This window comes from Mesorhizobium sp. WSM4308 (genome assembly GCF_002294905.1).
In the GTDB taxonomy this organism is placed as follows: domain Bacteria; phylum Pseudomonadota; class Alphaproteobacteria; order Rhizobiales; family Rhizobiaceae; genus Mesorhizobium.
Genome location: NZ_NSFW01000002.1, coordinates 333,438 through 347,377, shown reverse-complemented (window position 1 = coordinate 347,377; position 13,940 = coordinate 333,438). Strand labels below are relative to the sequence as shown.

The window sequence follows — 13,940 nt, the reverse complement described above, 5'->3', positions numbered from 1 at the left end:
CTGGCAGATGAACATCAAGGCCGACTTCCCATCGCTCGTCGAAGAGATCGACTACGGAACCCCGGAATCGCGGGCGCAAAAGCAGGTCACGCTGAGCGTCGACGGCCGCAGCATCACGGTGCCGGAAGGCACCTCGATCATGCGCGCCGCTATGGAAGGCGGCGTCGAGATCCCGAAGCTCTGTGCCACCGACATGCTGGACTCATTCGGCTCGTGCCGTGTCTGCCTGGTCGAGATCGAAGGGCGCGGCGGCACGCCGGCGTCCTGCACGACGCCGGTCGGCGAAGGCATGGTGGTGCGCACGCAGTCCGACCGGCTAGACGCCATCCGCCGCGGCGTCATGGAGCTTTACGTCTCCGACCATCCGACCGGCTGGAACGAGAAGGCCGGCACCGGCGCCAGCGAATTCGACACGGTGGCTAAGTCGGTCGGTCTGACCGAGAACCGCTACGGCATCGAGGGCCGCAACCACGTCAAGCAGGAAGACGGCGTGGCGCCCGGCCATGGCTCGCTGGCGGTCGACTACATCGCTCGCGATGAATCCAATCCTTATTTCACCTATGATCCGGCGCAGTGCATCGTCTGTTCGCGTTGCGTGCGGGCGTGCGAAGAGGTGCAGGGCACCTTCGCGCTGACCATCGAGGGCCGCGGTTTCGAATCGCGCATGGTCGCCGGCATGCATGAGGATTTCATCGCTTCCGAATGCGTGTCATGCGGAGCCTGCGTGCAGGCCTGCCCGACCGACGCGCTGCGCGAGAAGACGGTGCTCGAGAAGGGCATGCCGGAACGCTCGGCCGTTACCACCTGCGCCTATTGCGGCGTCGGCTGCTCGTTCAAGGCCGAGGTGAAGGACGACGAAGTCATCCGCATGATGCCCTACAAGGACGGCAAGGCGAACCATGGCCACAGCTGCGTCAAGGGCCGCTTCGCCTATGGCTACGCCACCCACAAGGACCGCATCCTGTCGCCGATGATCCGCGAGAAGATCTCCGATCCGTGGCGCGAAGTGAGCTGGGAAGAGGCGATCGCCCACACCGCCAAGGAATTCCGCCGGATCCAGTATCAATACGGCCGCACCTCGATCGGCGGCATCACCTCCTCGCGCTGCACGAACGAGGAGACCTATCTCGTGCAGAAGCTGGTGCGGCAGGGTTTCCGCAACAACAATGTCGACACCTGCGCCCGCGTCTGCCATTCGCCGACCGGCTACGGGCTCGGCCAGACCTACGGCACCTCGGCCGGCACGCAGGATTTCGACTCGGTCGAATTCACCGACGTCGCCGTCATCATCGGCGCCAATCCGGTTTCCGCCCATCCGGTGTTCGCCTCGCGTCTCAAGAAGCGGCTGCGCCAGGGCGCCAAGCTGATCGTGCTCGATCCGCGCCGCACCGAGATGGTCAAGTCGGCGCATATCGAGGCCGACTATCACCTGCCGCTGAAGCCCGGCACCAACGTGGCGGTGCTGACGTCACTGGCGCATGTCATCGTTACCGAAGGGCTTTTCGACGAAGCCTTCATCCGCGAACGCTGCGACTGGACGGAGTTCCAGGACTGGGCCTCCTTCGTCGCCTTGCCGGAGAACAGCCCTGAAATCGTCGGCAAGCTTTCCGGAGTCGACCCGGAACTGATCCGGGGTGCCGCGCGGCTCTACGCCAAGGGCGGCAATGGCGCGATCTATTACGGCCTCGGCGTCACCGAGCACAGCCAGGGCTCGACCACGGTGATGGCGATCGCCAACCTCGCCATGGCCACCGGCAATATCGGCCGCCCGGGCGTCGGCGTGAATCCGCTGCGTGGCCAGAACAATGTGCAGGGCTCGTGCGACATGGGCTCCTTCCCGCACGAACTGCCCGGCTATCGCCACATCTCCGGCGAAGCCGTGCGCGATATCTATGAAAGCCTTTGGGGCGTGAAGCTGGACGACGAACCCGGCCTGCGCATTCCCAACATGCTGGACGCCGCCGTCGACGGCTCCTTCAAGGGCATCTACATCCAGGGCGAGGACATCTTGCAGTCCGATCCCGACACCAAGCATGTCGCGGGCGGTCTCGCGGCCATGGAGTGCGTGGTCGTGCACGATCTCTTCCTCAACGAGACGGCGAATTACGCGCATGTCTTCCTGCCGGGCTCGACCTTCCTGGAAAAGGACGGCACCTTCACCAATGCCGAGCGGCGCATCAACATGGTGCGCAAGGTGCTGGAACCGAAGGCGCGCTATGCCGACTGGGAGGCGACGCAGGAGCTTGCCCGCGCGATCGGGCTCGACTGGAACTACACGCATCCCTCGCAGATCATGGACGAGATCGCCCAGACGACGCCGAGCTTCGCCAATGTCTCCTTCGAGCTGCTCGACCGGGTCGGATCGGTGCAATGGCCGTGCAACGAGAAGGCCCCGCTCGGAACGCCGATCATGCACATAGACGGCTTCGTGCGCGGCAAGGGCAAGTTCATCCGCACCGAATATGTGGCGACGGACGAGAGGACCGGGCCGCGCTTCCCGCTGCTTTTGACCACTGGCCGCATCCTCAGCCAGTACAATGTCGGCGCGCAGACGCGGCGCACCGACAACGTCATGTGGCACTCGGAAGACCGGCTGGAGATCCATCCGCACGATGCCGAGAACCGCGGCCTGCGCGATGGCGACTGGGTGCGGCTGACCAGCCGCTCCGGCGAGACGACGCTGCGGTCGCTGATCACGGACCGTGTGTCGCCTGGCGTGGTCTACACCACCTTCCACCATCCGGACACGCAGGCCAACGTCATCACCACCGACTTCTCGGACTGGGCGACCAACTGTCCGGAGTACAAGGTGACGGCGGTGCAGGTCGGCGCCTCGAACGGCCCGTCGGATTGGCAACGCGAGTATGACGAGCAGGCCAGGAACAGCCGCCGCATCGCCTCGCTGCAGGCGGCGGAGTAGCCGTGGCCGCGCGCCGCAAAGCCACGACCGAGATATCGCGCCTGGCGCACCGCGCCAGCAGTACGACTGTTGCCAACCGCATGGTGCCGGAGGAGACGCCGGTGGCGTTTTCCTTTGCCGGAACCACGCATGCGGTGATGATGGCGAGCCCTGCCGACTTCGAGGATTTCGCGCTCGGCTTCTCGCTGACGGAAGGCATCATTGCCGACCCGCAAGAGATCGAGGCGATCGAAGTCGAGGATCATGGCGCCGGCATCGATATCCAGATCCGGCTCAAGGATCAGGCCAATACACGCTTCGAGGCGCGGCGGCGCAGGCTTGCCGGGCCGGTTGGCTGCGGGCTGTGCGGCATTGAATCGATCGAGGAAGCGATGCGCTCCGTCGACGCTGTTGGTGCGTCAAAACTTACGCTTGATGCCGACGACATCGTCCGCTCCGTCAAGCTTTTGTCGAAGGTGCAGCCGCTGCATCAGGAAACCGGAGCCGTACATGCCGCCGGCTTCTATATTCCTGGCAAGGGCGTCGTCATGGCGCGCGAGGATGTCGGCCGCCACAATGCGCTGGACAAGCTCGCAGGCGCGTTGGCCAAAGCCGGCATCGACGGCGCCTCGGGCGCCGTTGTGGTGACGTCGCGCGTGTCGGTCGAAATGGTGCAGAAGACGGCGGCGGTCGGCTCGGCCTTCATCATCGCCGTCTCGGCGCCGACCGCGCTTGCCATCCGTACGGCCGATGAGGCCGGCATGACGCTGGTGGCGCTGGTGCGCGGCGAGGATTTCGATGTTTTCACCCACCCCGATCGGGTGGTTTTGGGAGTTGCCCAGCATGTCGCATGACGAAGACCACATCACGAGCACCAGTGAAAAGCTGGTGCGGATGGCCAACCAGATCGCGGCCTTCTTCCATTCCAAGTCGCGCGAGGAAGGTGTTGCCGGCGTCGCCGAGCACATCAACAAATTCTGGGAATCGAGGATGCGGCGGCAGTTCTTCGAACTGCTGGACAGCGGCGAAGGCTTCGACGAACTCGTCGTGGCGGCATCGGCCAGGATCAAGCGGCCGATCACGCCAGCCGAGGCCGATCGCAAGCTCGGGCTCAAGCCCTTCCCGGCCGACGCCGCCGCGTCGCAAAAGTAGCCGCAAGCCGGCTGCGCGAGCTTATATTCATTTCCACCAAAGTTTGAGCTGCCGCTACCGACGAGGCTCTGCTATGGTTGCCGATCAGAATTCGTCAGGCCGGGCGGAAGAAACTCGTGAGGCCGATCGAGACCCGATATGCCCTCAGTGGCGAGGCGCGGATCGCCTATCAGGTGGTCGGCCAGGGCTCGCTTGATCTTGTCTTCGTTCCGGGCTTCATTTCCAATCTCGACCTGCATTGGGAAGACGAGGGCTATACAAGGCTCCTGAGGCGGCTTTCGGCATTCTCGCGGCTGATCCTGTTCGACAAGCGCGGCACCGGTCTTTCCGACCGTGTCGATGTCCATCACTTGCCCAGCCTCGAAACCCGCATGGACGATGTGCGCGCGGTGATGGACGCAACCGGCAGCGGCCGCGCGGCGCTACTTGGCGCCTCGGAAGGCGCACCAATGGCGATGCTATTCGCCGCCACCTATCCGGAACGGACGCGGGCGCTGGCGCTCTATGGCGGCTATGCGCATTTCCACAAATGGGTGATGTCGCCCGAACGCCTCGGCGCCTTCATCGAGACGACGGAAACGTCATGGGGCACGGGTGTCACCTTGCCCAGCTTCGCGCCGGGCCGGCTCGACGACCCGCATTTCGCCCGGTGGTGGGCGCGCTTCGAGCGCTTGTCGGCAAGCCCGACCGCAGCGGCAGCACTTGCCCGCATGAATGCCGGGATCGACGTGCGGGACATCCTCGGCGCGATCAGCGCGCCGACGCTGCTGATCCATCGCCGCAACGATGTTCGCGTCGATCCCGAGGCCAGCCGCTTCCTGGCAAAGAATATCCCGAATGCGCGGCTGGTCGAGATCGCCGGGCGCGACCATCCGGTCTGGACCGGCAACGTCGACCGCGTCGCCGACCTGATCGAGGAATTTCTGACCGGCCAGCCGGCGGTGGCCGACACCGAGCGCGTGCTTGCCGCATTGCTGGTGACGCGCATCTACGACACGGCCAAGCTTGGCGATCGCATGTGGCACGAGCGCAGTCAGCGCTTTCAGGAGAGCTGGCGGCTGCTGGTCGGGCGTCATGGCGGACGCGCGACGGGTACGCATGGTGAATTGATGATTTCGCGCTTCGACGGGCCGGCGCGCGCCATACGCTGCGCGGCGGCGTTGCGCGAGGCGGCGCAGCAGATCGGCGTGGCGAGTGCGCAAGGGGTCCATGTCGGCGAGATCGAAGCGCGCGGCCCGCCGGTCGGACTGACGGCACGCGTGACCATGCAATTGGCGAACCATGCCGGGCGTGGCGAGATTCTGGCCTCCCGGCTGGTTGCCGACCTGGCGGTGGGATCCGGCCTGCATTTCGTCGACGCCGGCCGTGTCAGCCTCGGCGAACTCGACGAGCCATTGCCGGTGATGCATGCGACGTCGGAGCAGCATCTGGAACCGGCCTGCCGCTCGAAATCCAAGCCGGCTGAACCCGCCGTGTTGACGGCACGGGAAAGCGAGGTGGTGAACCTGATCGCCGATGGCAAAAGCAATGCGGCGATCGCTGGCGAGCTCAGGCTGAGCGAGCACACGGTCAAGCGTCACGTCGCCAACATTCTGCTCAAGCTCGACCTGCCATCGCGTGCGGCGGCGGCGGCATTCTCCGCCAGGCACGCTGGCCCGGACGGGCCATGACAGCCATGGCGCTTTCGGGCGAAGCGGGCACGCCGATCCAAGCGCTATCAATTCCCCCCATGCAGGCCAGGCGGATATCGCCGGGAAGGCACTGCGAACGGAGGATGAAATGCTCGAGTCAAAACTGAACGTCAGATCATTTGTGATCGCGGCAGGCATTGGCGCGCTGTTCACGATCACTCCCGCAAAGGCCGAGGATGCATCGGCGACAGCCGCCTACAAGGACATCCAGGCGACGCTCGGCTCGGTGCCGGACATGTTCAAGACACTGCCTGACGTGGCGGTCGCCGGCGCCTGGGCCGAAATCAAGGGCGTGCAGCTCAACCCCAAGACCGCGCTCGATGGCAAGACCAAGGAACTGATAGGTCTTGCGGTGGCCGCGCAGATACCCTGCCAGTACTGCATCTATTTCCATACCGAGGCCGCCAAGCTCAACGGCGCGAGCGACGAGGAGATCAAGGAGACGATCGCGATGGCGGCGATCGTGCGCCATTGGTCGACGATGCTCAATGGAAGCCAGGTCGATCTCGCCACTTTCAAGAAGCAGACCGACGACGTCTTCGCGGCCGTCAAGGCGAAGTCGCAGTGAGAACCCCTGCCTGGCGGCGAGCGCCGGGCAGCCCCCTACTGAATATCAACCGCCCGCGTGAAGACGGGCATATGGAGGATAAGATGCTGACCAAGACTCAAGTCGTGGATGGCGCGGCGATCAAGAAGGCGATCGAGAGCCGCGATGGCAAGATGCTGTCTGGCTTCTATGCCGACGACGCGTTGGTGCGGGTGATCGACCGTAACAACCCGCCGAGCAAGCCGCGCGAGATCCGCGGGCGCGCGGCGATCACCACCTTCTGGGACGACATCTGCAGCCGGGCGATGACCCACAAGGTCGACACCACGATCGCCGACGGCAACAGCCTGGCCTTCACCCAGGCCTGCGCCTATCCGGACGGCACAAAGGTGTTCGCCGCCGCGATGCTGGAGCTGAAGAACGGGCAAATCGCAAGGCAGACCGTCGTGCAGGCCTGGGACGAATAGGCAAACAGCCGCCAACTCAACCTTGGGAGGAACCAGCATGTTCAGCGCTAGATGGCAGATCGACGCGAAGTTCGGGCATAAACAGACCGTACTCGACCTGTTGAAGAAATGGGAACGCGAGATCGGCTCGCAGGTCGGCCTCGCCGAGCTGAAGTTCCAGATCATGACCGGATCGATCGGCGCACGCGAAGCGACGGTCGAGTCGCACCATCAGGTCGAAAGCCTGGCCCAGTTGGAGGCGATGTTCGCCAAGATCAGCAAGATCGACGCACACGCCAAATGGGGTAAGGAAATGGAGCCCTATGTCGTGTCAGGCACCAGCCTGTGGAACATCTATCGTATCGTCGAGTAGCACCGCTACCTGTTCCCCTTGTGGGAGAGGTCGGATTGCCCCGAATTGCCCTTCGCAATTCGGCTGGCAATCCGGCTGAGGGGTGACTTGGCGCCAAGCTGGAACACCCTCATCCGTCTCGGCGCTACGCGTGCGCCACCATCACGTGCCGCACGGCGGTATAGTCTTCCAGTGCATAGAGCGACATGTCCTTGCCGTAGCCGGACTGCTTCAACCCGCCATGCGGCATCTCGTTGGTCAGCATGAAATGGGTGTTGATCCATGTGCAGCCATACTGCAGGCGGGCCGCCGTCGCCATGGCGCGCGAGACGTCCTTGGTCCAAACCGATGACGCCAGGCCGTAGTCGCTGTCATTGGCCCAGTTCACCGCCTCGTCGACTTCCGTGAAACGGGTGACCGAGACGACCGGGCCGAACACTTCGCGGCGCACGATTTCGTCCTCCTGCAAGGCGCCGGCGACGACGGTCGGCTGATAGTAGAAGCCGGTGCCCTCGCCCGGCTTGCCGCCGGTGGTGATCTCGATGTGCTTCAGCTCGGAGGCGCGTTCGACGAAGCTCGACACGCGGTCGCGCTGGCGGCGCGAGATCAGCGGGCCGATCTCGTTTTCGGTGTCGTCCGGCTGGTTGTACCTGATGGTCGAGACGGCGGAAGAGAGGTCGGCGACGAGCTTGTCGTAGACCTTCTTGCCGGCATAGATGCGGCAGGCGGCGGTGCAGTCCTGGCCGGCATTGTAGTAGCCGAAGGCGCGCAGGCCGTTGACCACCGCGCCAAGGTCGGCGTCGTCGAAGACGATGACCGGGGCCTTGCCGCCGAGTTCGAGATGCGTGCGCTTGACCGATTTGGCGGCGGCCTGCAGCACCTTCTTGCCGGTGGCGACGTCGCCGGTGATCGAGATCATGTTGACCTTGGGATGGTTGATCAGCGCGTTGCCGACGCTGTCGCCGCGGCCGAGCACGACATTGACCACGCCTTCAGGGAGGATTTCGGCCAGGATCCTGGCCAGCTTCAGCGTCGTCAGCGGCGTCTGCTCCGACGGCTTGAAGACGACGGTGTTGCCGCCGCCGATCGCCGGCGCCAGCTTCCAGGCCATCATCATCAGCGGGTAGTTCCAGGGCGCGATCGAGGCGACGATGCCGATCGGGTCGCGCCGCACCATCGAGGTGTGGCCGGGGAGATATTCGCCGGCGACGACGCCCGGCATCGTACGGACCGCGCCGGCGAAGAAGCGGTAGCAGTCGACGATGGCCGGAATCTCGTCATTGAGCACGGAATTGATCGGCTTGCCGCAGTTCAGCGCCTCGAGAGCGGCGAAGTCCTTGGCCTCGGCCTCGATGCGGTCGGCGATCTTGAGGAGATAACCAGAGCGCTGCGCCGGCGTGGTGCGCGACCACAGGACGAACGCTTGTTCGGCGGCCGCCACCGCCGCCTCGATCTGTGCTTGGCTGGCCTCGGGCAGGTTGAGAATGGTCGCCCCGGTCTTCGGATTGAGGATCGGCTCCTCGGTCTCGGCGCCGTTCTCGAATTTCGAGCCGATCAGCATCTGGGTGTCCATGGGCGTCTCTCCCTTACGAACTGACGTTATTTGCCCGAACCGGCGATCTGGTCGCCGTCGCGGGTGAGGTAATAGGCAAACAGGATGGGCAGCAGCGTCACCAGCACGACGACCATGGCCACGACATTGGTGACCGGGCGCTGGCGCGGGCGGATCAGCTCCTCCAGCATCCAGATCGGCACGGTCTGCTGCTGGCCGGCGGTGAAGGTGGTGACGATGACTTCGTCGAAAGACAAAGCGAAGGCCAGCATGCCGCCTGCAAGCAGCGCGGTGGCGATGTTGGGCAGCACGACATGGCGGAAGGTCTGAAAACCGTCGGCGCCGAGATCCATCGAGGCCTCGATCATCGAACCGGATGTGCGGCGGAAACGGGCGACCGCATTGTTGTAGACGACGACCACGCAGAAAGTGGCGTGGCCGAGCACGATCGTCCAGAACGAGAAAGGAATGTCGGCGAGCGAAAAGGCCGAGCGGAGCGCGATGCCGGTGATGATGCCGGGCAGCGCGATCGGCAGGATGACCAGCAGCGAGATGGTTTCGCGGCCGAAGAATCTCGTCCGTGACACTGCGGCGGCGCACAGCGTGCCGAGCACCAGCGCGATCGCCGTCGAGATGGTGGCGACGCGCACCGACAGCGACAGCGCTTCCCACACGTCAGGCCGGTTCCATGTGACGGCGAACCACTGCGTGGTCAGCCCCGGCGGCGGCCAGACGAAACTCTTCTCCTCGGTGGTGAAGGCGTAGACGAAGATCAGCAGGATCGGCAAATGCAGGAAGAGCAGGCCGCAGGCGGCAGCGATCCTCAAGCCGAGCGGAGCCGATTGACCACGGTCAGAGCGCATCGAAAGCCCCCATGCGCTTGGCGCCCCAGAGGTAGAAACCCATGATGACGATGGGCACCACGGTGAAGGCGGCTGCAAGCGGGATGTTGCCGGCGGTGCCTTGCTGCGAATAGACGGCCTGGCCGATGAACAGGCGCGAGGTGCCAATAATCTGAGGGATGATGTAATCGCCCAATGTCAGCGAGAAGGTGAAGATCGAGCCGGCGACAATGCCGGGCAGCGCCAGCGGAAACAGCACGTTGCGGAAGGTCTGGCCGGGCGAAGCGCCGAGATCGGAGGAGGCTTCGACCAGATTGCCCGGCACGCGCTCGAGCGCCGCCTGCACGGGCAGGATCATGAAGGGCAGCCAGACATAGACGAAGACGATGAAGGTGCCGGTGAACGACACCGACAGCGAGTTGCCGCCGACGACCGGCAACGCCAGCCAGGCATCGAGCAGCCACAGCAAATGCAGCTTGGCGAAGAGCCAGGTGAGGATGCCTTCCTTGGCCAGGATCAGCTTCCAGGCATAGATCTTGACCAGGTAGCTCGACCACAGCGGCAGCATGACGCCGAGATAGAACAGCGCCTTCCAGCGGCCACGGGCATAGCGCGCGGCATAGTAGGCGATCGGAAAGGCGACGATGGCCGAGGCCAGCGTGACCAAGGCCGCCATGGTGACGGTGCGCAGGATGATGTCGAGATTGGCGGCCTGCAGCAGGTCGCCATAGGTCTTCAGCGTGAACTGGCGGTTGATGAGGCCGGAAAACTCGTCGATGGAGAAGAAGCTCTGTGCCAGCAGCGCGAAGAGCGAGCCGATATAGACGATGCCGAGCCACAGCACCGGCGGCAAAAGCATGAGCAGCAGAAGCAGTTGCGGCCGGCGCCAGAACAGGTCCGACAGCGCGCCGCGCATGCCGCCGCTGCCGGGCAGGATGGCGGGGGCCGTGGCGCGCGGCATGGTGACGTCGACGCTCATGCCGGCTCATCCATCAGATGCAGGTGCTCGCGATTGAAGGTGAGCACCACCGCTTCGCCCTCGGCAGGCAGCGCCGTGCCAGCCGGGACCACGGCGTGCAGCTTCAGTCCGTCGGCATCGAGAGCCAGCCTGGTGGTAGCGCCGAGATAGTTGGTCGAGACGAGGCGGGCGGCGACACCTTCGCCGCTTGCGGCGCGGCTGACGCGAATGGATTCGGGGCGGAGACTGCCCCAGCAGTGCTGACCGGAATAACGCTGGACGAAATCCGGCGGCAGCACGTTGGAGGAGCCGACGAAATCGGCGACGAAGCGGGTTCTCGGCCGCTGATAAATATCCTCCGGCGTGCCGATCTGCATGATCCTGCCGTCGTTGAAGACGGCGACGCGGTCGGCCATCGACAGCGCCTCGCCCTGGTCGTGGGTGACGAAGACGAAGGTGATGCCGAGCGCCTTCTGCAGCGATTTCAGCTCCTCCTGCATGTTCTCGCGCAGCTTCAGGTCAAGCGCGCCGAGCGGCTCGTCGAGCAGCAGTACCTTGGGCTGGTTGACCAGAGCGCGGGCGAGCGCGACGCGCTGGCGCTGGCCGCCGGAAAGCTGCCCGGGGCGGCGGGCGCCGTAGCCTGGCAGCCGCACCAGCGACAGGGCTTCCTCGGCCGCCTTGTGCCGTCCGGCCTTGCCGACGCCCTTGACCATCAGCCCGTAGGCAACGTTATCGAGCACATTGAGATGCGGGAACAGCGCGTAGTCCTGGAACACCGTGTTGACGTTGCGGCGATAGGGCGGCACGCCCTCGGCGCGCTCGCCGAAGATCGAGATCGAACCCGAAGTCGGCTGCTCGAAGCCGGCGATCAGGCGCAGGCATGTCGTCTTGCCGGAACCGGAGGGACCGAGCATGGCGAAGAACTCGCCCGGTACAATGTCGAGATCGACAGCATCGACGGCGCGCACACTGCCGAAATGGCGCGAGACTTTCTGAAAGGAGACGGCTGATGTCATGGGCTCTCAGTCTGTTGCCGGTTTGTCTTTGGTCGAAATGGCTCTTGCCGCCCGATTAGGACCGGAGCGACAGTCCACCTCCCCCTCGATGGGGGAGGTCGCGGCGAAGCCGCGGGTAGGGGTGACGGCGCCGACGTTTCGGGCAGCCCCCACGCCGACGCTGCGCGTCGACCCTCCCCACAAGGGGGAGGGTAAGCGAAATCACCGTCCGCCGATAACGCCGATATAGTCCGACACCCAGCGGTAGTAAGGCACGCACTGGTCGTTCTGGGTGGCGCATTTCGAGACCGGCGTCTTCCAGAACTTGATCTTGTCGAAATTGTCGTAGCCGTTGGTCTTGCAGCCTTCGTCGGTCAAGAGCTCGTTGCCCTTGCAGGCGGCAGGAACCACGGGGAGCGATCCGAACCAGGCCGAGACATCGCCCTGCACTTTCGGCGACAGCGAATGTTCGAGCCACATATAGGCGCAGTTCGGGTGAGCCGCGTCGGCTTCCATCATGGTGGTGTCGGCCCAGCCGGTGACGCCTTCTTCCGGCACGGTCGAGGCAACCGGCTTCTTGGCGGCGACCAGCGTGTTGACCTGATACGGCCATGAACCGGAGGCGACGACACCTTCATTCTGGAAATCGTCAACCTGGATGGCGGCGTCATGCCAGTAACGGCCGACCAGCGTGCGCTGGACGCGCAGCAGTTCGAGGGCTGCCTTGTACTGGTCCTCGTTCAGTTCGTAGGGATCCTTGATGCCGAGTTCCGGCTTGTGGAACATCAGATAGTTGGCGGCGTCGGCGATGTGGATCGGCCCGTCATAGGCTTGGACGCGGCCCTTGTTGGACTTGCCGTCCGGCAGCTTCATTTCCTCGAAGACGACGTTCCAGCTCTTGGGCGCTTCCTTGAACACCTCGGTGTTGTACATCAGGATGTTCGGTCCCCACTGGTAAGGAACGCCGTAATGCACCTTGTCGACGGTGAACCAGGGCGCGTCCTTCAGCCGGTCGTCGACCGTCTTCCAGCTCGGGATCAGATCGGTGTTGATCGGCTGCACGCGCTTGCCGGCGACGAGGCGCAGCGAGGCATCACCCGAAGCCGTGACGAGGTCGAAGCCGCCCTCGTTCATCAGCGAGACCATCTCATCCGACGTGTTGGCGGTCTTGACGTTGACCTTGCAGCCGCTCTCCTTCTCGAAGGCGGTGACCCAGTCATAGCCCTTGTCGGTCTCGCCGCGCTCGATGTAGCCCGGCCAGGCAACGATGTTGACCTGGCCCTCGCCTTTGCCGAGTTCCTTTACCTGGGCGATGGCCTGACCGGAGAAGGTCAGCGCGACCGTCAGCGCCGTGCACGACTTCAGAAATGAATTCATCATCGATCTCCCATTTTGGCGCATGCCCCCGAAACCGCTCCGGTTTTCGCCAGATCACGCGCGGACTGAAAAACATATCAGTTCGTCCTGTGGACTTGATGTCGCTCTGCTGGCGGCTTTGGTCCCTGACACCGAAAGTGCTTGGAAAATCCCGGTTTCGCAAATTCATTTATCAGAAAGACGATATCGGTTTTTCCGATAGACGGCCGCCGCTTCAAGCAAGCGCCGTCACCAGCCAGCAGGCGGCGTTAAAGCGAGCCTCACCGTCCTCAACGAAAGGCGCGAACGCAGCCGGCAACACCGTGGTGATTTTTTCGGCCGTCGCCCGGTCAACCTCACGCAGCGCGGCGCCGACCGGCCCTAGCCGGGTGACGAACGTCATCAGATCGCGTTGGGCGATCCGACACGGGACGTCTGCCTGTTCGACTGCGATTGAAGCCCAGCCGCCCGCTTCAAGGATCCGCCTCACCTTGGCGCCGTCGGCAAAGGCAAACTGACCCGGCGCATCGGGGTCCGGCGTGGGTGCGGGCGGCAAGAAGGGCGCAGCCGCTCGCACGGCGGTCGTCATGAAATCATTCTCGAGCGGACTGCGCCAGGCAACAAAGGCGAGTTTGCCGCCGCGCCTCGCGGCCTTTCTTATGTTGGTGAACGCGGCCACGGGATCATCGAAGAACATGACACCGAAGCGCGAGATAACAGCGTCGAAGTACCCCGGTTCGAACGCATATGCCTGGGCATCGCCCACTTCAAAACTTGCGTTTGCTACCCCTCCCACCTTCGTGCGCTCCGTCGCCAGGGCGACAAGCGGCTGCGAGATGTCGAGCCCCACACACTTTCCGTCGTTGCCCACGTGGCGCGCCATCGCCAGAGTCGTGGCGCCGGCACCGCAGCCGATGTCCAGGACATTGCCCCCTTCCCCGGGATAGCCGGCATCGACCACCAGCCGCTCGAACGGCGCCAGTATCTCGTCGAGGATCGGCTGCATCTCGACCCAGGTCTTTCCGCTGACATCGTTCCAGAGCGCGGCTTGGCGTGTGTTTGGCGGCACGGATTGCGGCATAACGGACCTCGCTTTCGTGTTGCTCTCGCTGATCGTCGCGAGCACTCTACGAGTTCAAGCCGACTTGAG

Annotated in this window: 13 protein-coding genes; 7 read left to right on the top strand and 6 right to left on the bottom strand. The window is 64.2% G+C overall.

Annotation, left to right across the window (positions count from 1 at the left end; translation table 11 throughout):
- Positions 1-7 precede the first annotated feature (7 nt).
- The 7 genes from fdhF to CK227_RS04465 all read left to right on the top strand — a co-directional run bounded on the left by fdhF (position 8) and on the right by CK227_RS04465 (position 7,108).
- Positions 8-2,920 carry a formate dehydrogenase subunit alpha gene (gene fdhF / locus CK227_RS04495; protein ID WP_095771730.1) on the top strand — a complete coding sequence of 971 codons (2,913 nt, stop codon included), beginning with the start codon at positions 8-10 and terminating at the stop codon, positions 2,918-2,920.
- Between the two features lie 2 nt (positions 2,921-2,922).
- Positions 2,923-3,753 carry a formate dehydrogenase accessory sulfurtransferase FdhD gene (gene fdhD, locus CK227_RS04490; protein ID WP_095771729.1) on the top strand — a complete coding sequence of 277 codons (831 nt, stop codon included), beginning with the start codon at positions 2,923-2,925 and terminating at the stop codon, positions 3,751-3,753.
- Positions 3,743-4,051 (top strand): formate dehydrogenase subunit delta, encoded by a 309-nt coding sequence (locus CK227_RS04485; RefSeq protein ID WP_095771728.1) that lies wholly within the window; start codon positions 3,743-3,745, stop codon positions 4,049-4,051. Before fdhD ends, CK227_RS04485 begins: the two co-directional genes overlap by 11 nt.
- A gap of 116 nt (positions 4,052-4,167) precedes the next feature.
- Entirely contained in the window at positions 4,168-5,721 is a 1,554-nt protein-coding gene (locus CK227_RS04480; protein WP_095771727.1) for an alpha/beta fold hydrolase, read from the top strand.
- Positions 5,722-5,830: 109 nt separating this feature from the next.
- The gene (locus CK227_RS04475; protein WP_095771726.1) at positions 5,831-6,310 is read left to right on the top strand and encodes a carboxymuconolactone decarboxylase family protein; all 480 of its coding nucleotides are present in this window, start codon (positions 5,831-5,833) and stop codon (positions 6,308-6,310) included.
- An 83-nt stretch (positions 6,311-6,393) separates the two neighbouring features.
- Complete coding sequence (locus CK227_RS04470) at positions 6,394-6,756, top strand: nuclear transport factor 2 family protein (RefSeq protein WP_095771951.1); 363 nt, start codon at positions 6,394-6,396, stop codon at positions 6,754-6,756.
- 37 nt (positions 6,757-6,793) lie between these two features.
- Entirely contained in the window at positions 6,794-7,108 is a 315-nt protein-coding gene (locus CK227_RS04465) for a hypothetical protein (RefSeq protein WP_010913185.1), read from the top strand.
- 124 nt (positions 7,109-7,232) lie between these two features.
- Here CK227_RS04465 and CK227_RS04460 read toward each other — a convergent pair whose 3' ends face one another.
- From CK227_RS04460 to CK227_RS04435, 6 genes are all read right to left on the bottom strand, one after another.
- Positions 7,233-8,660, bottom strand: coding sequence for a gamma-aminobutyraldehyde dehydrogenase (locus tag CK227_RS04460; RefSeq protein WP_095771725.1), 1,428 nt, complete (start codon positions 8,658-8,660; stop codon positions 7,233-7,235).
- A 26-nt stretch (positions 8,661-8,686) separates the two neighbouring features.
- Positions 8,687-9,502, bottom strand: a complete 816-nt coding sequence (locus CK227_RS04455) for an ABC transporter permease (RefSeq protein WP_095771724.1) — start codon at positions 9,500-9,502, stop codon at positions 8,687-8,689.
- Positions 9,492-10,442: an ABC transporter permease gene (locus CK227_RS04450; protein ID WP_179295831.1), complete on the bottom strand. Its 951-nt coding sequence runs from the start codon at positions 10,440-10,442 to the stop codon at positions 9,492-9,494. Before CK227_RS04450 ends, CK227_RS04455 begins: the two co-directional genes overlap by 11 nt.
- Positions 10,443-10,456: 14 nt before the next feature.
- A complete protein-coding gene (locus CK227_RS04445) occupies positions 10,457-11,455 on the bottom strand; it encodes an ABC transporter ATP-binding protein (RefSeq protein ID WP_095771722.1) in 999 nt (332 codons plus the stop codon).
- Between the two features lie 201 nt (positions 11,456-11,656).
- Positions 11,657-12,811 carry an ABC transporter substrate-binding protein gene (locus CK227_RS04440; protein ID WP_032933996.1) on the bottom strand — a complete coding sequence of 385 codons (1,155 nt, stop codon included), beginning with the start codon at positions 12,809-12,811 and terminating at the stop codon, positions 11,657-11,659.
- Positions 12,812-13,025: 214 nt separating this feature from the next.
- The gene (locus tag CK227_RS04435) at positions 13,026-13,871 is read right to left on the bottom strand and encodes a class I SAM-dependent methyltransferase (RefSeq protein ID WP_095771721.1); all 846 of its coding nucleotides are present in this window, start codon (positions 13,869-13,871) and stop codon (positions 13,026-13,028) included.
- Positions 13,872-13,940: the final 69 nt, after the last annotated feature.